The organism is Bhargavaea cecembensis DSE10 (assembly GCF_000348905.1).
GTDB lineage: Bacteria > Bacillota > Bacilli > Bacillales_A > Planococcaceae > Bhargavaea > Bhargavaea cecembensis.
Genome location: NZ_AOFT01000004.1, coordinates 88063 through 112511, shown reverse-complemented (window position 1 = coordinate 112511; position 24449 = coordinate 88063). Strand labels below are relative to the sequence as shown.

Below are 24449 nucleotides of genomic sequence, written 5' to 3'. Positions count from 1 at the left end.
TCATCCGGTAACACCCTAAAGGAGGTTTGCGTGTGATACGAAAGCCATTCAGAAAGCTCGCGCTGTCCGCCGCAGCGGCAGGGATGATGCTCGGAGCGGGACTTCAGGCATCCGCCGCCGGTTATACAGATGTACCTAAGGAAAGTTCGCATCACGATAACATTGTCCGGGCGAATGAGCTTGGCATCATGACGGGCTACGGGGACGGGACGTTCAAACCGAACGGAAAACTCACTCGCGGAAATGTCGTGAAGGCGCTCGGAAAATACGTTGTGAAACAGAGCGGGCTGACGCCTGAGGAGTATGTAAAAACGTACGGAACCGCTTCTGTCCCGAACTTCTCGGATGTGCCGAACAGCTGGGCGGACCAGGAACTCGTCATGTATTCGAAAATCGTCAAGGACATGGGGATTTTCAAAGGATCCAATAACCGGCTGATGGCTGGTAACCTCATCACGCGCGACCAGATGGCGGAAGTGCTCGCCCGTACGTTCGCGTTCCGTGATCTTCCGGGTTCGCCGAAGATCCGTGACATCGGCGGCTCTGCCTATGCGAAGTCGATTGAAATTCTATTCGAGAATGGTATTTCTGTCGCCAATCCGTACCATCCGCGTGCCACGACAAGCCGGGCCCAGCTCGCGACATTTCTTGTCCGGTCCTACGACAAGGTGAGCAAAGAGGAGTCCGTCATGCCGGCATCGTTCTACTCGGAGCTGAGGCAGGGCAAGGTACCGGATGCCATCGTGCAGATCGGCTCCACGCTCACTGAGCTGAAGAAGAAGGCAGGGGAGCCGGAAGCTGCGTATGATTTCGAAGGCGGAATCCGCCACGTATACGGGAAGTATGAATATGGCGTTCCGCACCCTGTTCTGGAAGAAGGCGATCCGGTGACCACGGTGACATACTACTTTGACGAAGAGCCGTCACTGGAAGAAGTGATGCGCCACATGGGGCCGGTTGAACAAACAGAAGAAGACGAAGACCCGATGGAATACGACTACCTCTGGTATCACAAAGGCGAATTTGAAGTGTTCTTTGAGTATGAATGGGGCGGAGACTCCATCGATAATGTGACCGTCAAGTCGAATCGATAACGCAAAAGACGCGCTCCGGTATGGGGCGCGTCTTTGTGATTTCAGTTATGGGAAAGGGAAGAACTCTCGCTTCCTTGGATAACCAGGTCTGCTTTTAGCGCTCTTGCAATCTTGGTCAACGTATTGACCGATGGACTATTTAGGCCGGCTTCGATTCTTCCTATTGTCGATTTCGGCAGGCCGGCCAGGTCGGCCAGTTGTTCCTGAGACAAGCCAATCCTCTTTCTGACTGCTTTAATTTGCGCAGCTATGCTGCCTTCTGCTTGTAACTGTCTGACCCGATCTTCTCCGAGAATCTGGCTTGCTCTTACTGTAAAATTACTCATTCTGATCCCTCCGCTTTCTTAATATCGCCCGGGATTATGGTTTATATAAGCCGACATGATAGCAAATATGCTATCGAACGTCCAATGAAAAATCGCCTTCCTGCCATAGGAAAGGCGTTTTTCTCAATGATTAAACTCCACATAAAACGGCTGGCATTCCGGGTCCAGGCACTTCTCGATCCGCTCCCTGAAGTTTCCGTTGGTGACCATGTCGAGCGCATCCGGCAGCGGGAAGAAACCGACTTCGAGGGCTTCCTCGCAAGGAGTCGGCGTGCCGCCGACCGGTTTTCCGGTGAAGAGGGTGTTGCAGATGCCGCGGGAGACGTTCTGGTAGATGCCGCAGAAGCCGGTGATCTCGATCTCAATGCCGGATTCCTCCAAGGTCTCCCGGATGGCGGCATCCCGGATCGATTCACCTTCCTCGACCTGGCCGCCGGGCATTTCCCATCCGCGCCGCGGCCCGCGGATCAGGAGCAGTTCATTCCTCTCGTTCACGACGATGGCGGCAGCTGAGACGATGTGCTTCGGAGGCGCCCAGGATTGGGGCTGTACCGGTTGGGACATGTCACATCTTCTCCAGGATCCGGATGACTTTCAGCAGGTGCTCGTTCTCCGGCACGGGTACGCCGTATTTTTCACCGAGTTCAACCATCTTGCCGGCCATGTATTCGACTTCGGTCTTCCGGCCGTGTTCAATGTCCTGCAGCATGCTCGTCTTGCCTCCCGGAGACAGGCTGTCCAGAACCGGGCGGAAGCGGGCGATGTCGCGGTCGTTCAGGCCGACGCCTGCCGCCTGGGAGACGAGCACGACTTCCTTCATGACTTCTTCCATCCATCTTCTCGCGCTGTGGATCGTCTGGAAAATCCCGTACGGGGCGCGGAGCACCGAGGAGGTCTGGTTGACCCCGACATTGATCATGAACTTCCACCACATCTCCCGCCAGATGTCGTCCGGAATCTCATAGGGGACGTCTGCGTCCCGGAAAAGGTTTTCGACCGCAGTTTCCGCTTCCGGATATTCGCCTGCACGCGTGCCGAACGTGATCTGGCCCAGCTTGGAATAGCGGATGTCGCGATCCTTGCGCTGTGCGTCGATGCCTACGCACATGGCATAGAGAACCGGATTGCCCGGGAAGGCCGCCTTCAGGTCTTCCTCGCTTGAGATGCCGTTCAGGAGCGGCAGGAGGATCGTCTCCGGCCCGACAAACGGGCTGACGCAGTCAATCGCTTCATCCAGCTGGTCGTTTTTCACGCCGAACAAAATCAGGTCAATCGGCTCCGCCTCATCGGTCAGCGGTTTGTAGCGGAAGCGCGTCTCGCGTCCGTTGATGCGGATGCCGTGATCTTTGTAACGGGTGATGCGGCCTTCATCGGCCAGAACATGGAAATCTTCTTTCAGATGTGTCTGCAGGCGCTCGGCGTAGGCCGCCCCGATGGCCCCGAGGCCGATCAGCGCCGCGGTCCGGATGTCACTCATGATGTCGTCCCCTTTCTTTCATATATTCAAGAGTTTATCATAGAAGAAGTGGACGGATGACGTAAAATTCTAGGTAATCCGTCTTTTCGGACAGAGAGAAAGGGGATTTTACATGATGAGAGAATCGGTGAGGGACCGGCTGCTCGCCGGATATGATGGGACGGCAGACCGGGACGGTGTAAGCGGAAAGCGGCTGGCGGAAAGGCTTGCTGCACTTGCTTCAATCGGTGAGACAGAGGACGGCGGAGTCAACCGCCCGGGCTTCTCGGCGGAAGAAAAGCGGGCAAAGGAACAGGTCATGACATGGATGCGGGAAGCGGGGCTGGATGTCCGGATGGACGGTGCAGGGAACGTGATCGGCAAGCTTGAGGGAAAGACGGACGTGCCCGCGTTCGCCGCGGGTTCCCATGTTGACTCCGTCCCGAACGGCGGCAACTTCGATGGTCCGCTCGGCGTGCTCTCGGCGCTTGAAGTGGTCGAGGCATGGAAAGAGACGGGGTATGTGCCGCCCGTTCCGGTGGAAGTGATCATCTTTTCCGAAGAGGAAGGCTCAAGGTTCGGCGCGGGCATCATGGGCAGCCAGGCGATGACGGGCGACCTCGGGCGTGACGCGCTGTCGGTTCTTTCGGATTCCGGCGGCAACTCATTTGAAGAAGTGATCAGCGCTTACGGATCGTCCATGGATGCATTCCTGGAAGCCGCCAGGGACCCGGAGGAGATCGGATTTTACGCGGAAATCCATATCGAGCAGGGGAAGCTGCTTGAGCAGGCGGGCTTGCCTGCCGGCATCGTCAAGGGCATCGCGGGACCGGCCTGGCTGAATGCGCTCTTCCATGGAACCGCGGGACATGCAGGCAATACGCCGATGATCGGACGGAGGGACCCGCTCGTTGCGGCGGGACGCTTTGTTCATGAAGTGAGTTCACTGCCCGCCCGGTTCAGCGATACTGCGGTGGCTACCGTCGGCAAGCTGAATGTCTCGCCGAACGGCGCCAATGTCATTCCGGAACAGGTTGCGCTCACCGTCGACATCCGTGATCTTGATAAGGAGGCGCGTGACGGCCTGGTCCGGAAGGTGCGCGAAACAGCGGAGCGCTGCGCGGCTGAAGCTGGAGTTGAAGTCGAGCTGAACCTTGCCTCCTCGATCGACCCCGTGCCGGTGACGGACGAAGTGCGGGAAGAACTGGCCCAGGTCTTCGGGCAAGCGGGCATCCGGCCGATGGAACTCATGAGCGGGGCCGGCCATGACGCCATGATCCTCGGAAGGAATGTTCCGATGGCGATGATCTTCGTGAAAAGCATTGGCGGCATCAGCCACAACCCGGCGGAATGGTCCGATCTCGACGACTGCATCACTGCCGTCCATCTGCTGAAGCGGTTCGCGGAAAAGCGGATGGAGAAGATGGCCGGGCATGAGGATTGAGGAAGTCACCGGTCCGCGTGAAGCTTATCTTGATTTGCTGAAGCTGGCGGATGAAGGGGAGGCGGCTGTCCGGAACTATCTCCATGACGGCCGGCTCTTTGTAGCGAGGTCAGGGGACGAGGTTCTTGGAGCGGCGCTGTATGCTCCCGTTGATGGGGAGACGGTGGAGCTGAAAAACATCGCGCTTTACGAAGATGCCCGGGGAAAAGGAACCGGCCGTGCCCTGATCGAGGACGGTATAGCCCGGCACACGGAGATGGGGTTCACGCGGATGATTGTCGGAACGGCCAACTCCAGTATCGGAAATCTCGCCTTCTACCAGAAGTGCGGGTTTCGAGTGTGCGGCATCAGAAGGGATTTCTTTTTGTCCTATCCTGAGCCGATCTGGGAAAACGGGATCCGCGCGTTCGACATGGTGATGTTCGAGCGGGTATTGCATGAGCCGGGACACGGGGAGGAATGACGATGAAGCGGTTTTTGATCATATTTGTTGGAATGGCTGCCGCACTTCTTGCGGCCGAATGGATTCAGGGCGTGTTGCTGACGGCGGCCTATGTACCCGGCGGCAATACGGTCGAGATGGCCATGTGGGTGAGGCTCGGCATCTCGGCATTATGCGTGACAGGCGTTTATCTTCTGATGGACAAGTTCGGAAGGAGGAGGGCGAGCGCATGAGGAATCTGACACCGGAACAGTTCAGGGAACAGGTGCGGAGCGGAGCCTACACGGGACCGACCGCAGGCGTATGCGACGGATTCGTACAGGCGAACCTGGCGATCTTGCCGAAAGAGGATGCCTTTGAGTTCCTCCTGTTCTGCCAGCGCAATCCGAAGTCGTGCCCGCTGATCGACGTGACCGACATCGGATCTGCGGTGCCTGCGGCGTCTGCGCCGGGCGCCGATCTCCGGACGGACGTGCCGAAATACCGGGTGTACCGGAACGGGGAACTGGCCGATGAGCCGACCGATCTTAACGAGTACTGGACGGAGGACATGGTCGCTTTCCTGATCGGCTGCAGCTTCACGTTCGAGGAAGCGCTGATCCGCAACGGTATCCCGATGCGCCATCATGAGGAGGGTGTAAATGTCCCGATGTACCGGACATCGGTGGATACGGTTCCTGCCGGGAAATTTTCGGGCCCGATGGTGGTGTCGATGCGGCCGATGGGTTCGGGCGACGTGGTCCGTGCCGTCCAGGTGACGAGCCGGTTCCCTTCGGTCCACGGGGCGCCGGTCCATATCGGAAATCCGGAGGAAATCGGAATCCGGAATCTTACTAAACCGGACTTTGGTGACGCGGTCACGGTCCGTGAAGGGGAAACGCCGGTATTCTGGGCGTGCGGCGTCACCCCTCAGTCCGTCGCGATGCATGCAAAGCCTTCGCTCATGATCACCCATGCGCCGGGCCATATGTTCGTGACAGATCTGAAAAGTGAACAGCTGGGTGTGATTTGATGATAGGAGAGATGGATATGGTGCAGACATTGGATGGAATCGGACGTTTTGAAGCGTTGAAGGAAAGCTGGCCTGAGCTGTACACGAAGGTCCGGGAAGTGTTTGATGAGGCAGTAGAAACCCGCCGTTATCTTCATATGAATCCGGAGCTTTCATTCGAGGAAACGGAAACGGCTAAGCTGGTCGCGGACAAGCTCCGTTCCTGGGGCTATGACGTCACAGAAGGCGTCGGCGGAACCGGTGTGATCGGTGTCCTAAAAGGCGCAGCGACGGGTCCGGTTGTCGGATTGCGGGCGGATATGGACGCCCTGCCGATGCAGGATGAGATTGATCAGCCGTACCGGAGCACACGCGACGGCAAGGCTCACACATGCGGACATGATGCACATACATCAATTCTTTTGGGCGTTGCCCGGGCATTTTCGGAAACCGGCTTGGAACGGGGCACCCTTAAGCTCGTGTTCCAGCCGGCCGAGGAAATCGGGAAGGGCGCAGAAGCAATGATCCGTGACGGTGCATTGGACAACCCGAAAGTGGACGTCATGGCCGGACTTCATGTCCATCCGAGCGTCCGGACAGGCGAGTTCTCGCTGTCCACGACCGGGTTTGCCACGGCCGCAGGAGATTTTTTCGAACTGGAGTTCAAGGGTGAAGGTGGACACGCGGCCTATCCCCACCAGACGGTCGATCCGATCATGATCGCCGCGCAGACGCTCGTCACGATGCAGCAGATCGTCAGCCGCCAGACCGATCCGCTTGACTCCGTCGTGCTCAGCTTCGGCAAGATCGAGGGCGGCACGAAAAACAACATTATCCCGGACTCGGTCAAAGTGGAGGGGACTGTCCGGACGGTCTTGCCGGAGACACGCAACAGGATGGAGGAACGGATGCGCGCCATCGCGGAAGGCGTCGCAGGCGGACTTGGCGGATCCGTCACGCTCACCTATCATTACGGTGTTCCTTCGGTGAAAATCGCGGACGTGCCGGCACGGGTGTTCGAGGAAACGGTGGACTCGCTATTTGGCCCGGACGCGCTGAAGAAAGTCATCCCGGCAATGGGCGGCGAAGACTTCTCCTTCTTCTCGGAACAGGTCCCGGCCGTCTTTTTCCGTCTGGGAACCCACGGCGAAGACGATAGAACCGCCTACGCCAACCACAACAACCGGTTTGACGTCGACGAAGACGCATTTCTGTATGGAATTGCGACCTTCATCGAACTGACGAACCGCCTGACCTCGATGGAACCGGGAGATTTTGAATAAGGGGATGGATGAGCCTGCCGCCTGGTGCGGCGGGTTTTTTGGAGGGTGAGGGCTGACAAGTTTGCGTTCGAAACCGAAAAGTTCGTGTGCGAAATGGAATGAGTCATCGAGGTTTGCGTACGAATCCAAGAAGTTTGCGTATGAAAAGAGGAGTGGCTCCCATGTTTGCGCACGAATCCAATAAGTTCGTGTACGAAAAAGAGAGAGCCCTCTGGGTTTGCACGCGTACACCGCGTGAGCATCTCCAGCACCAATTGAAACCTCCCCCAACCCCCATCCGTATAAATCACTAAAGACCCACCAGGATTGGACGTGAGTTTATGAACATCATCTTCGCCACACTTGGCATCTGGATCATCGCAACCCTTTCCATCTTCGCCTTTATCCGTCGGAGTGAGCGGCAGGAGCCGGAAGGGGAAGGGAAGGGGCCGGGAATTATCGCCATCACCTCGGCGCTGCTGGCGTTGCCGGTCGCGGCGATGATGGGCGGGATTCTGTTCGCGCTGGCCGGGTCGGTGCAGGTGGTCGGCTGGCTGTTTGATCTGGAGATGAGCCCCGGGAAATTAGGGATTTTCGTTATCGGTGTGCTTGTGTACCTGTTCACGGTCGACAGCCTGATTGAACTGTTTCTGAAGTCCGTGATGGGCAAGTCGGTGATGGTCAAATGGGTGCTGCTCTTTACCCGGGTGCTCGCCTTTTACGGGATCGGCCTTCTCGTCGGGGCGCAGGACGGGACCGCACTGCCGGTCGCAGCCGGCCTGGCGGTGATGCTGCTCGTGATTGAAACCCTGTTCCGTCTTTTGAAGAAAAGCGGCAAGGGTTCCGGCAGGAAGGAGCCTAACAGGCGGAATGTGTAATTTCCCAAGTGAATGGTGTACTTTCATGCTGCGATTGTGTACTTTCGCTTGGCCCTGGTGTACTCTCGGGCCGCCTACTGCCTCCGTCCCCTCTAACTTCGCTATAATGGGATGCATGACCACTTAAGAAAAGGGGGCGGCGGGATGGCGACGACTCAACAGGACTTTACACAGGGGCCGCTTGCCCGGCAGATGTTTGCCTTTGCCTGGCCGATCCTGCTGGCAAACCTGCTTCAGGTGTCGTATCAGCTGATCGACTCGCTGTGGGTGGGGAATCTGATCGGGGCGGATGCGCTCGGGGCGGTGTCGATTTCGTCGACGGTGCTGTTTACGGTGCTGTCATTCGTGCTCGGGCTGAACAATGCGGCGCTGACGATCCTCTCGCAGCAGAAAGGGCGAAAAAGTGAGGAAGGCCTGAAGCGGTATCTGAATGCATTTGTTGTGCTGATGTCGATCATGTCGATCGGCCTCGGCATCGTGGGGATCTTTATTGCCGAGCCGGTGCTGCGGCTGCTCGGCACGCCGGAAGTGATGCTTCCGATGGCAACGGCATACCTGCAGATCAACTTCACGGGGCTCCTGTTTTTGTTCGGCTATAACTTCAATACGACCGTGCTCCGGTCGGTCGGGGATTCCAAGACACCGCTTTATTTCGTTGCGACGGCGGTCGTGCTGAATGCGGTGCTGGATCCGCTGTTCATCTCCGGCTTCGGCTGGGGCATCGAAGGCGCCGCTTATGCGACGGTGCTGTCCCAGGGGCTGTCATTTGTGGCGGGACTCATCTACATACTCCGTAAGCGGCTTGTGCCGTATACCAAGCCGTCAATGCCCAAGTCGCGGGAAGTCAAAGACATTCTCAAACTCGGCATTCCGGCCGGCCTTCAGATGAGCGTCATTTCGGCGGGGGTCATGGCAATTATGAGTGTCGTCGCGTCATTCGGCCCTGCGGTCGTCGCCGGCTACGGGGCGGCGCAGCGGCTGGACAGCCTGATCATGCTGCCGGCACAGGCGCTCGGTACGGCCGTCAACTCAATGGCCGGACAGAACATCGGCGCGGACAAATGGGAGCGCGTCGGACGCATCACGAAGTACGGGTTCTTCTTTAACCTCGGCGCAATGCTCGTCATAGCGGCCATCCTGTTCCTGCTTGCCGAACCGGCGGTCAGGCTGTTTATCCGGGAGCCGGAGGCAGCATCGTTCGGAGCGGAGTACGTGAAAACGATTGCGTTCTTTTATCCGTTTCTCGGGATCAATTTCATCCTGAACGGGGCGGTGCGTGCGGCGGGAGCGATGTTCCAGGTGCTGGTCCTGAACATCATCTCGTTCTGGGTGCTCAGGTACCCGCTTGTCTGGCTGTTTTCCGAATGGCTCGGCCGGGACGGGATCGCTCTGGGCATGGGGACAAGCTTCATCATCAGCAGTGTGTTCGCGTTTCTTTACTACCGGTACGGGAAATGGAGAGAAATCAAGGCAATTTCTGAGGAGTGATCGAATTGGCAGTGGATGGAATCATTTTCGACCTGGACGGGACGCTGTGGGATTCCCGCAAGGAGGTCGCGGAGTCGTGGACGAAAGTTGTGCAGGACCGTCATGATGCCAAGCGTGAGGTGACGGAAGAGGAATTGACGGGCCTGATGGGGCTGCAGCTTCCGGAAATCGGCGACCGGCTTTTCCCGGAACTCGATGCCGAAAAGCGTAAGGAACTGATGGACGAGTGCTGTGTGTATGAGAACGACTATATCGCGGAAAAAGGCGGCACGCTTTATCCGGAGTTGGAAGAGGTGCTGGAGAAGCTGTCCCGGACCTATCCGCTTTACATCGTCAGCAACTGCCAGGATGGCTACATCGAGGCCTTTTTCGAGGCGCACGGTCTCGGCGGCTACTTTAAAGACTACGAGAATCCGGGCCGCACGGGGCTGCCGAAAAGCGGCAACATCAAGCTCGTCATGGAGCGGAACAACCTGAAAAGCGCCGTTTACGTCGGGGACACGAAAGGCGATGAGGATGCGGCGCGGGGCGCAGGCGTGCCGTTTATCTGGGCTGCCTACGGATTCGGACAGCCGGAAAATCCGGATTACCGGATCGGTTCCCTCGCAGAACTGCCGGGGCTAACGGAGCGGCTTTGAGATTCCGCGCCAGACGGGATGTGTGGCTCGGAAGTGTCATTTGGGGGAGCATCGCCCTTATGGTCTGGAGTGTCACACGGATGATCGCGGACGGGGACCCGGTCGGCGCAATCATCGTCTCGGGAATCGTTCTCCTTCTGCTTTCGATCTGGTTCCGGACTGATTATGAAATCCGGGACGGGCGCCTCTTCATCACGTCCGGCCCGTATTACAAGTCCATTCCGATCGACCGGATCACTTCTGTCCGGAAGACGACGAACCCGTTCACATCTCCTTCGCTCACGATCCGTAAGCTGGAGATCCAGTTCGGCACCTATGGTGTCGTTTCGGTCGGGCCCAAAGACCGGGATGAACTGATCCGGGCGCTTCGGGAAGAGAATCCGGAAATCATCCTTAGGGAATAATGGATTACAAGGCGCGCGCATACAGGCGCGTCTTTTTTTGCATCATATGATATCAGAATATTTAATATATAGGTTTAGGAAAGGAGGGGTTGGGAGAAAGGAAAAGACACGGCCAATTTAAAGGGGGACTCAGATGAAAGCGAATCCGCAGCCGACGTTCACGTATGCCCTGGTGTCCATGATGGTTCTTTTTGCCCTGCTTGTTACGGGAATCGTTGTCCTGGAACTGAACCTGCAGCTGACGATGTTTATCGGACTGATGGCGGCCATCCCGATTGCCATGAAAATCGGGTTTTCGTACAGTGAGGTTGAAGGATTTGCGTTTGACATGATCCGGAAAGCGCTCGGCGTCATCATGATCCTGATTGCGGTCGGCACGCTTATCGGAACATGGGCCGCGGCAGGGACAATCTCGACGCTCACATCAATCGGCCTGCAGATTATCCATCCGACTTATTTCCTTGTCACGGCATTGATTCTCTGCTCGATTGTCTCGATGGCGACGGGAACCTCGTGGGGCACAATCGGCTCTGTCGGCATCGCACTGATCGGCGTGTCCGAGGCGTTCGGCATCCCGGCCGGCATGGCAGCAGGTGCCATCATTTCCGGGGCAGTCTTCGGGGATAAGCTGTCCCCGCTGTCCGACAGCACGAATATGGCGGCGGCTGTCTCACGTGTCGACCTGATCGCCCATGTCCGGCATATGCTCTGGACGACCGTTCCGGCACTTGTTGGAACGGCGGTCTTGTTCACGATTGTCGGATTTATGCAGGGGACAGCAGGCGCTGCCGCGGGAGCCGGCCAGCTGGAGACCATCCGATCCGGCATCGCTGCAGAACTGCAGACAGGCTGGGTGGCGCTCCTCCCGATCGCCATCGTTATCACGCTTCTCATCATGCAGAAACCCGCGCTTCCGGCCATCTTTGTCGGTGCGCTCGCGGGCCTTGCGGTGGCAGTGTTTTACCAGGGTTTTTCGTTCACTGAAGGAATCGGGTTCATGTGGGGAGGCTATGTCTCCAGGACGGGAATTGCCATTGTCGATGAGCTCCTCACTACTGGGGGCATCGTCAGTATGCTGAACACGGTCGTCCTGTTCCTGTTCGCCCTGGGGTTCGGCGGAATTCTTACACATTCCGGGCTTTTGGGGACCGTGCTCCGGCCGCTTTTCAGAAAGGTCGATTCTGTCAGGAAACTGATTCCTGCGACACTGGCGGTGACGTTCGTGAACTGCGGTGTCGGCGCATCCGGAAACTTTGCGTACGCCGTCACGGGACCGGCAATGGCACCGATGTATGAACGGCTGAATCTGGACCGGGCAAACTTGTCGAGGACGATGGAAGACGCCGGAGCGGTATCCGGGGTCATCATCCCGTGGCATATTACGGCGGTCTTTGCAGCGGGCACGCTTGGTGTCGGCCAGTTCGAGTTTATTCCTTTCCTGTTCCTCAGCTACCTCTCGCCGCTGGTCGCCCTGATCTATGGACTGACCGGCTTTGCGATCAAAAAGGCGGATGGGGAAGAGGAAGGTGACGAAGGCGGAGGCGGGCTGCCGGCAGGAAGTGCGGTCAGCGACTGAAAAGCTGGACTCTTCCATGCGCTGCCGGAATCGGTTCGGAGGTGCAGGAATGCCTGGCCGGCGTTTTTCTCTCCAACATAATGGGAAGGATAACTGTCAGGGGGCAATCCTTGCACCACCTTGAATGGAAAACAGCAACAGCCCGGAGGCGATTTAGTGCTATTAAATGATGTATTGGAAAAGCTGGATGAAAAACAGGACCGGATCATCGAGATCCGCCGCTATCTTCATGAACACCCGGAGCTGTCCTTCGAGGAAGAGGAAACGGCCAGGTTTATCGGAGATTTCTATAAAGATGTGCCCGTGGACGATATTGAGACGGACTTTGGCGGACAGCGGGGCATTGTGGTGACGATCAAAGGCGCGGAGCCGGGAAAAACCATCGCGATCCGTGCAGATTTTGATGCGTTGCCGATCAAGGAGGAGACAGGACTGCCGTTTGCCTCGAAAAATGAGGGTGTCATGCATGCCTGCGGTCATGATGGCCATACCGCCTACATGCTGGTGCTGGCCGAGACGCTGGCGGAGTACAAGGACCGGCTGAAGGGCACAATCCGCGTCATCCATCAGCCAGCCGAGGAAATGCCGCCCGGCGGCGCCATCGGCATGATTAAAGCCGGTGTCCTGGACGGGGTGGATGCCATTCTCGGAATCCATGTCATGACCAATATGGAAACCGGCAAAGTGTTTTACCGGAGAGGGAATACGCAAACCGGAAGGTCCTACTTTAAGCTGATTGTCCAGGGCAAAGGCGGACATGGTTCTTCACCGCACTTGGCCAATGACGCGGTCGTCGCGGCCAGCTCGTTCGTGATGAACCTGCAGACAATCGTGAGCCGCCGGATCAACCCGTTTGATGTTGCAACAGTTACCATCGGAAACCTGGACGGGAAGGGAACATTCAACGTCATCAAGGATTCTGTCACGATTGAAGGCGACGTCCGGGCGATGTCCAGTGAAACAAGGGAGATCGTTGAACGTGAGGTACGGGCGTTTACTGAAGGCCTGGAGCGGTCGTTCAGAGTCACCTGCGACCTGGAATACAAGAACGATTACCCGGTTCTTTATAATGATCCGGAAGTCACGGAACGGGTCAGGAAGTCGATCGAACAGGCACAGATACCGGAAGTGGAGGCGGTCCTGGAAACCCCTCCGCAGCCCCCTTCGGAAGACTTCGCTTATTATCTGGAAAAAGTGCCGGGCTGCTTTTTCTATGTCGGAGCGGCACCGGAGTCGGGCGAGGCCTACCCGCATCACCATCCGAAGTTCAACATTGACGAGAAAAGCCTGATCATCAGCGCGAAGTCGATGGCGGCAGCCGTGCTGTCGTATTGCGGGACAACGGATTAGGACAAGGGAAAGCCGGCGTGTCGGGGTGCCGGCCTTCTTTTTTCGGAGTGGAATTTGCTCTACATTCGTGAGTGTTTGCCTAACATTCACGGCTGCTTGCTGATCATTCACCCGGCAGTCCTCTCGCCGCACAGGTGCTATAGCCGGTCAGGGAATTCTTGTCCGTTATGGATACATGATTCGCGGGCTCAATGGGTATGGATAAAGACGATGATACATAGGAGGGCGATCATGGACAGACATTCCGTACTTCCGATGAACCCGGCCATGCCGGTCCGGGCCACGCGGCCAATAGCAGGAAAGCGGATGCCGCCGATAGCGGATACGGCAGCCGTGAAGCAGATGAGGAAGATGAACAGGGGCATCGTGACGGCATTCGGCGCAATCGGCATCGCACAGGCTCTTAAAATTTTCACCCACAAGGCAGTGACCGGCAAATGGGACTGGCGCCCGCTTTTCACAACGGGCGGCATGCCGAGCTCCCACTCCGCAGGCGTTTCCGCCCTTGCGACCTACGTTGCTTCGAACCGGGGTGCCCGTCATACCGAGACGGCGGTCGCCGTGGTGCTCGCCACAATTGTCATGTATGATGCACAGGGAATCCGGCGTCATACAGGCGAGATCGCCAAGCTCGTGAATGATCTTGAAGATAATTTCGTCAAGCTGTCAGGCGAATTCCCGAGCCTCAAGTATGAGGAACAGGAAAAAGAGCTGAAGGAACTGCTTGGCCACCAGCCGCTTGAGGTTCTTGCAGGCGCACTCTTTGGCGGCGCTCTTGGCCTTGTATCGGCCAAAATCGAGAACCGCGAGCGGGAAATCGAACATGCCCGGGGCATCTACCCGGATTATCTGGATGAACGCAACTGAAAAAAGGAAGGGCCCTTCAGGAAAAATTCCGGAAGGGCCCTTTGGGTTTTGTGAATACGCATAGAGGCGAAGCAAGTGTTCTTATTAATCAAGTGAGTGCTTCGGACCGGCCACTGAGTGCCTCAGCAATCAATGAGACTTTTATGAGCGGTTCTGCTCGAATGCATAACCAAACCGGTACAGCTTCGCTTCATCCCCGTGGTTTCCAATCAGCTGGATGCCGATCGGAAGTCCTTCACGTGAGAATCCGGATGGAACACTCAGGCTCGGATTGCCGGTAAAGTTGGTCGGCGAAGTGAGGCTGAGGAGAGCGGGAATCACGTCGATTTCTTTGCCGTCCACAACGGTTTTCCGCTCACCGATCGGAGTCGGAAGTATCGGAAGCGTCGGCGTAAGCAGGACATCGACATTGGAGAACACTTCGTTGTACGCTTCAATCAGACGGGGTCGTTCCTGCTGGGCGCGGACGTATTCCCATCCGGCCCGCCTGACGCTTGCTTCCAGCCGCGCGAGCACTTCCGGTGCGTAGTCGCCTGGCCGATTCTCCATCGTCTCCCGGTGGATGGCGGCCGCTTCGCACTGGATGGTCACAATCTGTGCGTCATTGATCTCGGGCATAACCGGGATGTCGACGTCGATCACCTTTGAGCCGAGCGACTCGAACCTGCGGACAGCTTGTTCTGCCGCTGAACGGACTTCCGGGTCAAGCAGGCGGAAATAGTGGGCAGGCAGACCGATGACCGTTCCTTCCACGCCATCCCTGAGTTCCGTGGTGAAGTCAGGCGGAGACTCCAGAAGGGAATAGCGGTCGGCCGGGTCCGGACCGGCGAGGATATTGAGCAGGATCGCGTTTTCTTCCACGCCTGCCGTGATCGGACCCGGGTGGTCCAAAGTATAGGCGAGCGGGAAGATGTTGTTTTTGCTGATGCGGCCGAATGTCGGTTTCATGCCGACCAGGTTGCAGGCGCTGGCCGGGATGCGGACCGATCCGCCGGTGTCCGTTCCGATGCCCGCAAACGCCATGCCGGACGCAACGGCTGCAGCCGACCCGCTGCTTGACCCGCCTGAGATCCTGGAAGGGTCGTAGGGGTTGCGTACGGGGCCGAAATGGGACACGTCTCCAGTCGGCCCGTAGGCGAACTCATGCGTATTCGTCTTCCCGATGATGACGGCACCGGCATCCTTCAGTTTCTCGATCACCGTCGCATCTTCATGAGGGACGAAATCCTGATGAATCACGGAACCCATCGTTGTCCGGATTCCTTCTGTATAGACCAGGTCCTTCACCGCAATCGGAATTCCGTGAAGCGGGCCGCGCAATGTGCCCGATTCCCATTCACGGGTAAGCAGCTCCGCTTCTCGGACAGCCTCTTCCTCGCATACCGTGATATAGGCGTTCAGCTCAGGGTTCTTTACACGGATGATTTCGAGTGTCTCCCTGACCAGTTCTACCGGCGATTTCTCCCGCTCCCCGATTGAGCGGATGGCATCCATCATGTTCAAGGCAATCCCCCCTTTTCTTAAAGGGTAGTCGAATCCTCGCGAGTTTTGCAAATATCTGGTGACACAATCAGTCCGTTCGGTCAGAATGAAAGAAGAGTAAAGGAGAAGGAGAGAATGGAAATGCAAGCACAATCGTTTGAAGAAGCGGTGGCGCAGAAGGGCCTTCAGCGCATTGCGCTATGGGGAAAGGTAACCGGCATCGCCATGATGATCACCGGCGGGATCACCGGGGTGCTCGGCCTGTTTAACTTTATTGTCGGCGCGATTCCGGGTGCAATCACGCTATTCATGGGGTACCTGATCTATAAGACTGCCACGGCCGCAGCACAGATTCGCGATGGCGGGGATACCCGTGCATTGAGCGACCTGTTCCATAACTACGGCCTATATCTTCTCGTCACATTTATTATGTTTGCCGTGGGTGTAGGAATCACGATTCTCATGCTCGTGCTCTTCGGGGTCGCGATCTTCAGCGGATTCATGTTTGACGGCTATTATTAAGTAAGGGTTCATCACAGACTTCCCATTGCGGGGAGTCTTTTTTGTTGAGCACAAATTACACAGGACGACATATTTCCCGGGAAATAGAGCTGATCGGGGCGGATTGGAGAGATTTTTCAGTGAGTTCCGGGTTGGCATGGAACATGCAAAAAGAAAAGTAATGAGGCAGGGACGCCGAACAGTGATGAATATATTTGTCTGGCATGGACAGGCGCCCTTCTCATTGGCGACCGGCCTGATCGGTGCGTATATCTACTAAAGGGGAGAGAAGAAGAATGACAACCATCCAAATGATTCGCGAGGAACTGAAAAAGCGGGGGCTGGACGGCCTGATCATCAATGGGGAATGGAACCGGCGGTATGTGACGGGTTTCACGGGAAGTCATGGGCTTGTCCTGATTACACAGGAAACGACAGAGATGATTGTAGATTACCGGTACTACGAGCAGGCTGCCCAGCAGACCGGCTTGCCGGTTGTTCTTCATGCTGAACATACCGGGCACAAGCAGAAGATTTTTGATGAAGCTGCGCGTGAGATTACCAAACATGGACTAAAAAGTGTTGGCTTTGAACAGCAGCATCTGAGCTATGGGAATTACGAAAGGCTAAAGAGCAGAGTAACAGCAAAACTGGTTCCGACTTTTGATTTTGTGCAAAACATCCGGATGATCAAGCGACCGGATGAGCTCGAGAAGATGCGGATGGCCTCGAAAGTTACGGATGACGCGTACACCCATATCCTGGGCTATATCCGGCCTGGGCAGAAAGAGCGGGAAGTCGCGGATGAACTGGTGCGATTCATCGAGAGCCGCGGCGGTCATGCCGTCGGGTTTTATCCGATTGTCGCGTCGGGTGTCCGCTCATCGCTTCCCCACGGCCGGGCAAGCGATAAGGTCATCGAAAAGGGTGAGATGATTACGATCGATTTTGGTGCTAACTATGACGGCTACTGGTCAGATATCTCCCGTACGGTCGCTGTCGGAGAACCTGATGCACAGATGCGTGAAATCCAGGAAGTTGTCTATCGTTCCTTCATGGATTGCTTCCACAACATTCAGCCGGGGATGAAAGACAGTGATGTGGATGCCCTGATGAGAAAAGCATTGATCGAGAGCGGTTATAATGATCGTTCAGGCACGGGCACCGGACACGGAATCGGCCTCGAGGTCCATGAAAAACCACTCTTCTCCGTGGATACAGAGAAGACTCTGGAACCGGGCATGGTGATTACGATTGAGCCCGGCATCTATCTTCCGGGCATCGGGGGAGCCCGTGTGGAAGACGTATTGCTGGTCACAGAGGAAGGTTGCGAAACGCTAACTCCATCGACCAAAGAACTGGTCGTCATTGAAGTTGTGGAAGCCTGAACAATTAAAAGAGACCGGGGGCCATGGCTCCCGGTCTCTTGTCGTTAAACCATTACTTTTCGCTTTTCCGCGTCATGCAGATCCCAGTATTCCTGAAGCTTTCTTCGGCCGGCGTCCACTTCCGGATGGAATTGAATATGGGCATCTGTCCGTGTTGAAGAGATCTGCCGGACCGCTTCGGAAAGGGAAGTATCCGCAATGTCTTGCCCAAGGTCTTTCGCAATCGATAGGGCTGCTGTTTTCCCCTGGCTCATGGCAACTTTCGCGCCCTCAATGCCAGTAATGTTGCCGGCGACGTAGAGGCCGTCCAGAGGTGTGCGCATATCTTGAGAATGGAGCGGCACGAAGCCGCCAAGTTCGTTGATATGGTAAAACGGGCAACCCGTAAGCGCTGCGAGCTCAGCAAGCGGATAGAGCCCCCCTGCAATGCAGACAAAGTCGCAGCCGATGACTTCTTCCGTCCCGGGGATCACCTTTCCGTCGGCGGTCACTGTGGCCAGGGTCACCCCTTCGACCTGGTCAGTCCCCTCAATCCGGATGACTGCCTTCCGAAGCATCACGGGGATGTCCCACATGCGGACACCGTTTTTCGGATAGAAGGTGATGCCCATCTTTTTCATAAAATCATTCTTCATTAGCTTACTGCCCATTTTTACGAATAACGAAGGTGCCATATGCGACACATGCAGGAGGGCGTTCATCACTTCGGTCGGGTTGGAAGCGGAGCCATTGACCTGATTGGTCTTCGGCAATGCAATGGCAGCAACCTCAATGTCGGCGATCTTCAGTTCCATCGCAATGGCTGATGAAAGGACATTTACACCGATGATCACTCCGCGCTTGCCGGGCTTCACCCGGTGGACATTCGTCATGACCTGGGCTGCACCGACGGACATGACGCCGGGGAGTGTCCAGCCGGGGATCGCTACCGGTGCTTCTGCTGCCCCGGTTGCCAAGAGAAGGGACTTGGCTTCAAACGTTTCACAATCTGCGTGGACCAGCCAGGAACTGTTCACCTGTTCAATATTATGAACTGATTTTCCAAGACGGATGTCCAGTCCCAGTACGCCGGCCCGCTCGGCAAGCTTTCTGCTTTCCTCGATGCCATTCCACCAGGTGCCTCCCGGTTCTTCATAAAGTTGTCCGAGGAGCCTTCCTCCCGGCTTGTGATATTCGTCGAGGACGAGGACGTCAAGTCCGTGCTCTGCAGCAGTGATGGCGGCAGTCAGTCCTGCCGGGCCGCTTCCAATAATGATCAGGTCACGCATTGTTTTTCCTCCAATCACGCACCGGAGAGGGCAGTACGCCGCTTTCTCTAACTGCCATGCCATCCCGAACAGGGGTGAGGCAGGCGCGGACCCCCTGAATGCCGTCAACTTCCACCCGGCATTCAAAGCAGTGTCCGATATTGCAGTAGATCCCTCTCGGTTTTCCGCTTTCCTCATGGTGGCGGAGTGTACGGACACCGGCGGCCAGAAGTGCCGCTGCAATCGGCTCCCCTTCACGTCCTTCATATTCAAGACCGTTAAATGTGAAAGTCACTGTTTTACCGGCCTCAAGGCTCCCTAGCACCGGGTGTTCCAGAATTCGCTCAGTCATTTGTGATCACCCCCAAATCCCCAAAGTGGACAGGGCGTACTGGCGGCTGATATTTCAGCGTGATCTGGGTCACGTCACGTTCGGTGGCTGCCAGTGCAATCGCATCCACCAGACTGCGGCAGGTCCTTCCCCCGCAATAGCCCATCCCTGCTCTTGTTCGAAGCTTCAGCTCACGGGAGGTACAGCCGAATTTTTCGGCAGTGTCTGTCAGTTCACCGTAGGTTACTTCTTCACACCTGCAAACGATCATGTCACGATCTGTCATCCGATTCACCTCTTGCTATAGTTTTTCAGCTAACTAGCTACATGCAAGTTCCTTGCCAAGGTGAATTGGGACTGCTTGGGTTAGAGTTCAATGCCAAGTTTGTTCATCCGGTTGTAAAGGGTGGCTCGTGTGATTCCAAGGTTAGCGGCACATTGCTGCTTATTACCGTCGGCTGACTTTAACTCCTTAAGGATGATGTTCTTTTCATATTCACGCAGTTGGTCGCTCAGAGTACCGTTGTTTTTTTCCTGAACCATTGCAGGAAGGGATTCTGCGGAAGTGTTGATCCGTTCAATTTCAGGCGGCAGGTCATCCATTCGGATTTCGCCATGGTCTGAAAAGATGACGAGCCGTTCGATGACATTGTGGAGTTCCCGGACATTCCCTGGCCAACCGTGGTTCATGAGTGACTGCATGACTTCTTGAGAGATACCATGGATTGGCCGGTTATATTTCATCGATATTTCATAGAGAAAGTAATGGGTCAGTTCAATGATATCTTCGATCCGTTCGCGAAGTGGAGGAACCTTGATATTGACAACATTTAGCCGGTAGTAAAGGTCTTCCCGGAACTTCCCTTCGTTCACCAGCTCTTTAAGGTCCCGGTTCGTGGCAGCAACGACCCTGAAGTCGACTTCCAGTTCCTTTGTGCCTCCCACGCGGAAAAAGCGCTTTTCCTGGAGAACACGAAGGAACTTGACCTGCATTTCGAGTGGCATCTCTCCAATTTCATCAAGGAATAGGGTACCGCCTTTCGCCAGTTCCACTTTTCCTTTTTTGCCTTTTGAGTCAGCGCCAGAGAAGGCGCCTTTTTCATACCCAAAGATCTCGCTCTCAAATAAGCTTTCCGAGATGGCTCCGCAGTTCAGTGCGATAAACGGTGCGGTATCTGTCTCGCGCAGATGGTGGACGGCCTTTGCAAACAATTCTTTGCCGACCCCGCTCTCCCCGTTGATCAGAATGTTTGCGTCTGTACGTGACGCTTTGCGGGTCAGCTCCAGTGTGCGCTTTAGGGCACGGCTGTTGCCTTTGATGTAGGAAAAAGGATTGTCAGTCGGTGAGGCTTTACGCAGCTGTTCCTCGAGCCGGAACAGTTTTTCGGAGGTACTGTGAAGTTCGTTGTTCAGTCGGATCTGGCTTGTGATGTCTGTCTCGGAAACGACCGCGCCGATCACTTCGCCATCCAGCCGGACTGGGTTGGAATTGATCAGGACGACCAGGCTTTCTCTGGCATGGTGTTGTTTATTCCGGACAGAGGATCCAAACCTCAGGGAATTCAGGATCTCAAGATGCTCTGCTTCGAAAAAGTCTGTGATCGGCTTTCCGAGGATCTCCTCTTCCCTAACGGAGAAAATTCTTTCGGCCCCTTCCGTCCAATGAACTACCCTTTTCTCCGAATCTATTACTGTACAGGAATCATTGATGGTCTGCAGGATGGTGCTGAGATAGGCTTTTTCCTTCTTATAGGCAGTCATCATCCGGTCCAAAGCTGTCTTTAAATCGATATGGCCTGAAGGAGAGCCTTTGTCGTCCAGGGCAATGACCGTTTCGTTATTTTTCAGAAGTCCCAGGATCTCCTCCATGCTGGTATCTTCCGGGCGGGTGGGAAAACCTTCTGTTTCGCCGATCGGCAATCGGGACAACATCATGTCTTTGAGGCGTAATTCTTGAGGCATTCAGTTTCTCTCCTGTCCAAATTATTAGTCAGTGTAAAAAGAATTTTACAACAATAATTTGAAAATTCAATACAGAAAGCGAGAAATGTTGAGTTTCACCCTCTTCAAAAAAGTTGGCATGGCACTTGCAATATAAACGGTGAGAACGATTTAGGAGGGGGGATTTTATTTGTTATCCCATGAACATCGGGACATCGTCGTCATCGGCGGCGGCATCATCGGGGCGGCAATCGCCTACTACGGTACAAAGGCCGGCCTGGATATCACAGTCCTGGAAAAAGGGGCTCTCGCGAGCGGGACGTCTTCCCGGTGTGACGGCAATATCCTTGCCATCGACAAAGATCCGGGTTTTGACAGTCAGATGTCACTGGTCAGCCAGAAGCTGGTACATGAGCTCGACAAGGAACTGGAAGTGAAGTTCGAATACCGCAATCCGGGGAGCATCCTCGTTTGTGAAAATGACGCCGAAATGGAAGCTGCCCAAAAGTGGGTGGCACAGCAGTGCGAGGCAGGGCTCGACTTCCGGATGCTGGACCGCGAAGACCTGAGAAATGAATCAAAGTATTTCGCGGATGACCTGTACGGCGGGCTTGAGTGCAAGACCGATTCAACGGTGAATCCCTATATGCTGACGTTTTCCATGTTCTATTCCGCTGAGAAGCAGGGGGCCGTAATCCATACCAATACGGAAGTCAAAAACCTCAAGAGGGACCCCGACGGCCGATTTGTCATTGAAACGGATGGCGCTACATTTACCGCAAACAAAGTCGTCAATGCAGGCGGTGTCTGGGCTCCCCATATCGGAAAGATGCTTGGGGTGGATGTCCCGATCTATCCGAGGAAGGGCCAGCTGATCGTTGCGTCCCGCCAGCAGCCGGTCGGTCTCCGGAAAGTGATGGAGTTCGGATATCTGATCTCCAAGTTCGGCGGCGAGCGGGTCGTGGACGAAATGACCGAAAAGTACGGGGTTGCCCTCGTCTTCGAGCCGACGGAAAGCCAGAACTTCCTGATTGGAAGCAGCCGCCAGTTTGCCGGCTACGATACGCGGGTGAATCATGAAGTGACACGCTATATCGCAAAACGGGCTATGCGCTTCTATCCAAAAATGGCCGACATGACTGTTATTCGGACATATGCCGGGCTCCGGCCATGGACGGAAGACCATCTGCCGGTCGTTTCTGAAGTTGAGGAAGTACCAGGCTTCTATATCGCGGCGGGTCACGAAGGAGACGGAATCAGCCTGGCCGCAGTAACCGGAAAAGTGATGGAGGAAATGCTGGGCGGCAAAGAAACGTGCATTCCGACCGATCCTCTCCGGATCAGCCGGTTTAAAGAGAAGAAGGTGGAGGTGGAAATCGGATGAAATATCAGCGTCTGTTTACGACAATCGACACCCATACGGGAGGAAACCCGACGAGAACGCTGATCAGCGGCCTTCCGTCACTGGAAGGGGAAACGATGGGAGAGAAGATGCTCTACATGCAGGAGCATTATGACTGGATCCGCAAGCATCTCATGAACGAACCACGGGGCCACAGTGTTATGTCCGGCGCACTTCTGACCGATCCCTGCCATCCTGATGCGGATGTCGGAGTGATTTATATTGAAACAGGCGGCTACCTGCCGATGTGCGGTCATGACACAATCGGTTTTTGCACGGCTTTGATTGAAGCCGGGTTGGTCGAAGTGCAGGAGCCGTTCACTAACCTTAAGGTTGATACGCCAGCCGGGCTGATTGATGTTCAGATTTTGGTGGAGGGCGGAAAAGCGAAGGAAGTGACGTTCGAGAATGTCCCTGCCTTTCTTCTGAAATCAATCGAGATTGAAGTGGAGAGCATAGGGAAAGTGTCCGCAGATATTGCATACGGAGGGAACTTCTATGGCATCATTGACGCTCGAAAACTGGGCATTGAACTGACTGAGAAACATGCTGCTGAAATTGTCGGCAAGGCGATTCTTATTCGAAATGCAATCAATGAACGGGAGGAAATCGTTCATCCGGAATTTCCGTTTATCCGGGGGCTGACGCATATTGAATTCTTTGCCGATCCGGTGCATCCGGAAGCCGACGTTAAGAATACTGTGGTTGTTCCGCCTGGCGGGATTGATCGCTCTCCTTGTGGGACGGGAACATCCGCCAAGCTTGCCACTCTTTATTCCTATGGTGAGATTCACATGAAAGAGCGTTTTGTGCACGAAAGCATCGTGGGAACCCTCTTTAAGGCACGCGTGATAGATACCGCGAAAGCCGGACAGCTTGATGCAGTGGTGACAGAAGTAACAGGTTCAGCTTGGGTGATGGGGATGCACAAGTTCTTTTACAACGAGCGCGATCCGCTCCGCGAGGGGTATCTTCTGATTCCTCCAATGGATCATGAGCCAGCCTGCGAAACAGCAAAGGAGGGGGTGTAAATGGAGTTCGGCAAAATGTTCAGCTCAATGGATGCCCATGTAGCCGGGGAGGCATACCGGATCGTCACGCAATCACCGATCCGATTCAAATCATCTGATTTAAAGTCGCAGTCCGAAGAACTTGCGAATCACTTTAAAACCGAGAAAAATCTTCTTCTGAACGAGCCGCGTGGTCATCGGGGGATGCACGGAATCATTCCTGTCGCTTCCAACCGTGCGGATATCGGATTGCTATTTTTCTGTCATGAGAAAGTAAGCGGATTCAAATATGAAGGGGTTCTGGCCGCAATCGGCACCCTGCTTGAAATGGGGGGCCTGGCGCGACGGGAGAACGGCCGTTACACGGTGGAGACGACAGAAGGGGTTATCGAAGTAAGGGCTGTTTTTGATGGGGATGAAGTAACGGAAATCAGTGTGCATAACCAATCCGCTTCAGTTTCCCGTTCAACGCAGGCAGCGTCGGTCCTGATTGATGGCCGGCGACATTACCTCATTTATCCGCTGCCTCCGGTTATTCCGGAGATTGATCTTGCCCATCTGTCCGTGATCAATGAGTGGGGGACTGCAAAAGTCGCGGAATGTGTCCGGACAGACCCTGAAGTTTCCGGAATTGCCCTCGTCGAAGAACGACCGGATGGAGGGTTTAGGAGTGTGACGTTTGAAAGGGATGGCTATATTCGGCGTTCGCCGGGGATTGACACCACTCTTGCTCTCCTGGCTCTGCAGGAAAAACAGGGTGGACACGTCCGGCTCTCCAATACCAGCATTTTCGGCAGCACCCTCGAGGCAGAGTCAAATGACGGACCGGCTTCTGTCCGTACAGAAACGTATGTAATGGGAGCCCATCAGTTTGTACTTGACCGTGAAGACCCCCTTGCCCAAGGCTTTCTGATCGTCTGAAGGTTCCAAT

26 protein-coding genes are annotated in these 24449 nt (G+C 55.5%); 18 read left to right on the top strand and 8 right to left on the bottom strand.

Translation table 11 applies throughout. The features are described from left to right. Positions 1-32: 32 nt before the first annotated feature. Positions 33-1094, top strand: a complete 1062-nt coding sequence (locus tag C772_RS05325; protein WP_008298026.1) for an S-layer homology domain-containing protein — start codon at positions 33-35, stop codon at positions 1092-1094. 41 nt (positions 1095-1135) lie between these two features. On the opposite strand, the gene C772_RS05320 is transcribed toward C772_RS05325, so the two are convergent. From C772_RS05320 to C772_RS05310, 3 genes are all read right to left on the bottom strand, one after another. Continuing rightward, entirely contained in the window at positions 1136-1420 is a 285-nt protein-coding gene (locus C772_RS05320) for a helix-turn-helix domain-containing protein (protein WP_008298025.1), read from the bottom strand. Positions 1421-1543: 123 nt separating this feature from the next. Next, a complete protein-coding gene (locus C772_RS05315; RefSeq protein WP_008298024.1) occupies positions 1544-1984 on the bottom strand; it encodes an NUDIX hydrolase in 441 nt (146 codons plus the stop codon). A gap of 1 nt (position 1985) precedes the next feature. Further along, positions 1986-2897 carry a ketopantoate reductase family protein gene (locus tag C772_RS05310; protein ID WP_008298023.1) on the bottom strand — a complete coding sequence of 304 codons (912 nt, stop codon included), beginning with the start codon at positions 2895-2897 and terminating at the stop codon, positions 1986-1988. Positions 2898-3012: 115 nt separating this feature from the next. Between C772_RS05310 and C772_RS05305 the strand changes: the two genes are divergently transcribed. The 12 genes from C772_RS05305 (at position 3013) to C772_RS05250 (ending at position 14216) form a co-directional block, all read left to right on the top strand. Further along, on the top strand, positions 3013-4320 hold the full coding sequence (locus C772_RS05305) for a M20 family metallo-hydrolase (protein ID WP_008298022.1): 1308 nt from the start codon (positions 3013-3015) through the stop codon (positions 4318-4320). Continuing rightward, the gene (locus C772_RS05300) at positions 4310-4783 is read left to right on the top strand and encodes a GNAT family N-acetyltransferase (protein ID WP_008298021.1); all 474 of its coding nucleotides are present in this window, start codon (positions 4310-4312) and stop codon (positions 4781-4783) included. The genes C772_RS05305 and C772_RS05300 overlap by 11 nt, the downstream gene beginning before the upstream one ends. 2 nt (positions 4784-4785) lie before the next feature. Beyond that, entirely contained in the window at positions 4786-4995 is a 210-nt protein-coding gene (locus C772_RS05295; RefSeq protein WP_008298020.1) for a hypothetical protein, read from the top strand. Next, positions 4992-5774 carry a putative hydro-lyase gene (locus C772_RS05290; RefSeq protein WP_008298019.1) on the top strand — a complete coding sequence of 261 codons (783 nt, stop codon included), beginning with the start codon at positions 4992-4994 and terminating at the stop codon, positions 5772-5774. The genes C772_RS05295 and C772_RS05290 overlap by 4 nt, the downstream gene beginning before the upstream one ends. Before the next feature lie 17 nt (positions 5775-5791). Beyond that, positions 5792-7036: a M20 metallopeptidase family protein gene (locus C772_RS05285; RefSeq protein WP_008298018.1), complete on the top strand. Its 1245-nt coding sequence runs from the start codon at positions 5792-5794 to the stop codon at positions 7034-7036. A 320-nt stretch (positions 7037-7356) separates the two neighbouring features. After that, complete coding sequence (locus tag C772_RS05280; protein ID WP_008298014.1) at positions 7357-7893, top strand: hypothetical protein; 537 nt, start codon at positions 7357-7359, stop codon at positions 7891-7893. 144 nt (positions 7894-8037) lie between these two features. Beyond that, a complete protein-coding gene (locus C772_RS05275; protein WP_008298013.1) occupies positions 8038-9381 on the top strand; it encodes an MATE family efflux transporter in 1344 nt (447 codons plus the stop codon). Positions 9382-9392: 11 nt separating this feature from the next. Next, on the top strand, positions 9393-10019 hold the full coding sequence (locus C772_RS05270) for an HAD family hydrolase (protein WP_152419704.1): 627 nt from the start codon (positions 9393-9395) through the stop codon (positions 10017-10019). 59 nt (positions 10020-10078) lie between these two features. After that, positions 10079-10423 (top strand): PH domain-containing protein, encoded by a 345-nt coding sequence (locus C772_RS05265; RefSeq protein ID WP_035001536.1) that lies wholly within the window; start codon positions 10079-10081, stop codon positions 10421-10423. Between the two features lie 133 nt (positions 10424-10556). Then, the gene (gene nhaC, locus C772_RS05260; protein WP_008298007.1) at positions 10557-11999 is read left to right on the top strand and encodes a Na+/H+ antiporter NhaC; all 1443 of its coding nucleotides are present in this window, start codon (positions 10557-10559) and stop codon (positions 11997-11999) included. A 156-nt stretch (positions 12000-12155) separates the two neighbouring features. Next, positions 12156-13349 (top strand): M20 family metallopeptidase, encoded by a 1194-nt coding sequence (locus C772_RS05255; protein ID WP_008298006.1) that lies wholly within the window; start codon positions 12156-12158, stop codon positions 13347-13349. A gap of 342 nt (positions 13350-13691) precedes the next feature. Next, complete coding sequence (locus C772_RS05250; RefSeq protein ID WP_035001578.1) at positions 13692-14216, top strand: divergent PAP2 family protein; 525 nt, start codon at positions 13692-13694, stop codon at positions 14214-14216. 141 nt (positions 14217-14357) lie between these two features. On the opposite strand, the gene C772_RS05245 is transcribed toward C772_RS05250, so the two are convergent. Further along, positions 14358-15713: an amidase gene (locus C772_RS05245; protein WP_152419703.1), complete on the bottom strand. Its 1356-nt coding sequence runs from the start codon at positions 15711-15713 to the stop codon at positions 14358-14360. A gap of 120 nt (positions 15714-15833) precedes the next feature. On the opposite strand from C772_RS05245, the gene C772_RS05240 reads away from it, so the two are divergent. Then, positions 15834-16220, top strand: coding sequence for a DUF5362 family protein (locus tag C772_RS05240; protein ID WP_008298002.1), 387 nt, complete (start codon positions 15834-15836; stop codon positions 16218-16220). A gap of 275 nt (positions 16221-16495) precedes the next feature. Then, entirely contained in the window at positions 16496-17587 is a 1092-nt protein-coding gene (locus tag C772_RS05235) for a M24 family metallopeptidase (RefSeq protein ID WP_008298001.1), read from the top strand. A 44-nt stretch (positions 17588-17631) separates the two neighbouring features. Here C772_RS05235 and C772_RS05230 read toward each other — a convergent pair whose 3' ends face one another. The 4 genes from C772_RS05230 to C772_RS05215 all read right to left on the bottom strand — a co-directional run bounded on the left by C772_RS05230 (position 17632) and on the right by C772_RS05215 (position 21127). Next, on the bottom strand, positions 17632-18855 hold the full coding sequence (locus tag C772_RS05230; protein WP_008298000.1) for an NAD(P)/FAD-dependent oxidoreductase: 1224 nt from the start codon (positions 18853-18855) through the stop codon (positions 17632-17634). Then, complete coding sequence (locus C772_RS05225) at positions 18848-19186, bottom strand: (2Fe-2S)-binding protein (protein ID WP_008297999.1); 339 nt, start codon at positions 19184-19186, stop codon at positions 18848-18850. The genes C772_RS05230 and C772_RS05225 overlap by 8 nt, the downstream gene beginning before the upstream one ends. After that, on the bottom strand, positions 19179-19451 hold the full coding sequence (locus tag C772_RS05220) for a (2Fe-2S)-binding protein (RefSeq protein ID WP_008297998.1): 273 nt from the start codon (positions 19449-19451) through the stop codon (positions 19179-19181). The genes C772_RS05225 and C772_RS05220 overlap by 8 nt, the downstream gene beginning before the upstream one ends. An 80-nt stretch (positions 19452-19531) precedes the next feature. After that, positions 19532-21127 carry a sigma-54 interaction domain-containing protein gene (locus tag C772_RS05215; RefSeq protein WP_008297996.1) on the bottom strand — a complete coding sequence of 532 codons (1596 nt, stop codon included), beginning with the start codon at positions 21125-21127 and terminating at the stop codon, positions 19532-19534. Positions 21128-21296: 169 nt separating this feature from the next. Between C772_RS05215 and C772_RS05210 the strand changes: the two genes are divergently transcribed. The 3 genes from C772_RS05210 to C772_RS05200 are packed head-to-tail and all read left to right on the top strand — an operon-like array spanning position 21297 to position 24439. After that, positions 21297-22490 carry an NAD(P)/FAD-dependent oxidoreductase gene (locus C772_RS05210; protein ID WP_008297994.1) on the top strand — a complete coding sequence of 398 codons (1194 nt, stop codon included), beginning with the start codon at positions 21297-21299 and terminating at the stop codon, positions 22488-22490. Beyond that, positions 22487-23539: a proline racemase family protein gene (locus C772_RS05205; RefSeq protein ID WP_008297993.1), complete on the top strand. Its 1053-nt coding sequence runs from the start codon at positions 22487-22489 to the stop codon at positions 23537-23539. The genes C772_RS05210 and C772_RS05205 overlap by 4 nt, the downstream gene beginning before the upstream one ends. Continuing rightward, positions 23540-24439, top strand: coding sequence for a proline racemase family protein (locus C772_RS05200; protein ID WP_008297992.1), 900 nt, complete (start codon positions 23540-23542; stop codon positions 24437-24439). Positions 24440-24449 lie beyond the last annotated feature (10 nt).

Bases quoted from the DNA above. Each gene is read 5' to 3' on its own strand.
- C772_RS05320 (WP_008298025.1), bottom strand. From the start codon at position 1,420: ATGAGTAATTTTACAGTAAGAGCAAGCCAGATTCTCGGAGAAGATCGG.
- C772_RS05315 (WP_008298024.1), bottom strand. From the start codon at position 1,984: ATGTCCCAACCGGTACAGCCCCAATCCTGGGCGCCTCCGAAGCACATC.
- C772_RS05310 (WP_008298023.1), bottom strand. From the start codon at position 2,897: ATGAGTGACATCCGGACCGCGGCGCTGATCGGCCTCGGGGCCATCGGG.
- C772_RS05305 (WP_008298022.1), top strand. From the start codon at position 3,013: ATGAGAGAATCGGTGAGGGACCGGCTGCTCGCCGGATATGATGGGACG.
- C772_RS05300 (WP_008298021.1), top strand. From the start codon at position 4,310: ATGAGGATTGAGGAAGTCACCGGTCCGCGTGAAGCTTATCTTGATTTG.
- C772_RS05295 (WP_008298020.1), top strand. From the start codon at position 4,786: ATGAAGCGGTTTTTGATCATATTTGTTGGAATGGCTGCCGCACTTCTT.
- C772_RS05290 (WP_008298019.1), top strand. From the start codon at position 4,992: ATGAGGAATCTGACACCGGAACAGTTCAGGGAACAGGTGCGGAGCGGA.
- C772_RS05285 (WP_008298018.1), top strand. From the start codon at position 5,792: ATGGTGCAGACATTGGATGGAATCGGACGTTTTGAAGCGTTGAAGGAA.
- C772_RS05280 (WP_008298014.1), top strand. From the start codon at position 7,357: ATGAACATCATCTTCGCCACACTTGGCATCTGGATCATCGCAACCCTT.
- C772_RS05275 (WP_008298013.1), top strand. From the start codon at position 8,038: ATGGCGACGACTCAACAGGACTTTACACAGGGGCCGCTTGCCCGGCAG.
- C772_RS05265 (WP_035001536.1), top strand. From the start codon at position 10,079: ATGGTCTGGAGTGTCACACGGATGATCGCGGACGGGGACCCGGTCGGC.
- nhaC (WP_008298007.1), top strand. From the start codon at position 10,557: ATGAAAGCGAATCCGCAGCCGACGTTCACGTATGCCCTGGTGTCCATG.
- C772_RS05250 (WP_035001578.1), top strand. From the start codon at position 13,692: ATGAGGAAGATGAACAGGGGCATCGTGACGGCATTCGGCGCAATCGGC.
- C772_RS05245 (WP_152419703.1), bottom strand. From the start codon at position 15,713: ATGATGGATGCCATCCGCTCAATCGGGGAGCGGGAGAAATCGCCGGTA.
- C772_RS05240 (WP_008298002.1), top strand. From the start codon at position 15,834: ATGGAAATGCAAGCACAATCGTTTGAAGAAGCGGTGGCGCAGAAGGGC.
- C772_RS05235 (WP_008298001.1), top strand. From the start codon at position 16,496: ATGACAACCATCCAAATGATTCGCGAGGAACTGAAAAAGCGGGGGCTG.
- C772_RS05230 (WP_008298000.1), bottom strand. From the start codon at position 18,855: ATGCGTGACCTGATCATTATTGGAAGCGGCCCGGCAGGACTGACTGCC.
- C772_RS05225 (WP_008297999.1), bottom strand. From the start codon at position 19,186: ATGACTGAGCGAATTCTGGAACACCCGGTGCTAGGGAGCCTTGAGGCC.
- C772_RS05220 (WP_008297998.1), bottom strand. From the start codon at position 19,451: ATGACAGATCGTGACATGATCGTTTGCAGGTGTGAAGAAGTAACCTAC.
- C772_RS05215 (WP_008297996.1), bottom strand. From the start codon at position 21,127: ATGCCTCAAGAATTACGCCTCAAAGACATGATGTTGTCCCGATTGCCG.
- C772_RS05205 (WP_008297993.1), top strand. From the start codon at position 22,487: ATGAAATATCAGCGTCTGTTTACGACAATCGACACCCATACGGGAGGA.
- C772_RS05200 (WP_008297992.1), top strand. From the start codon at position 23,540: ATGGAGTTCGGCAAAATGTTCAGCTCAATGGATGCCCATGTAGCCGGG.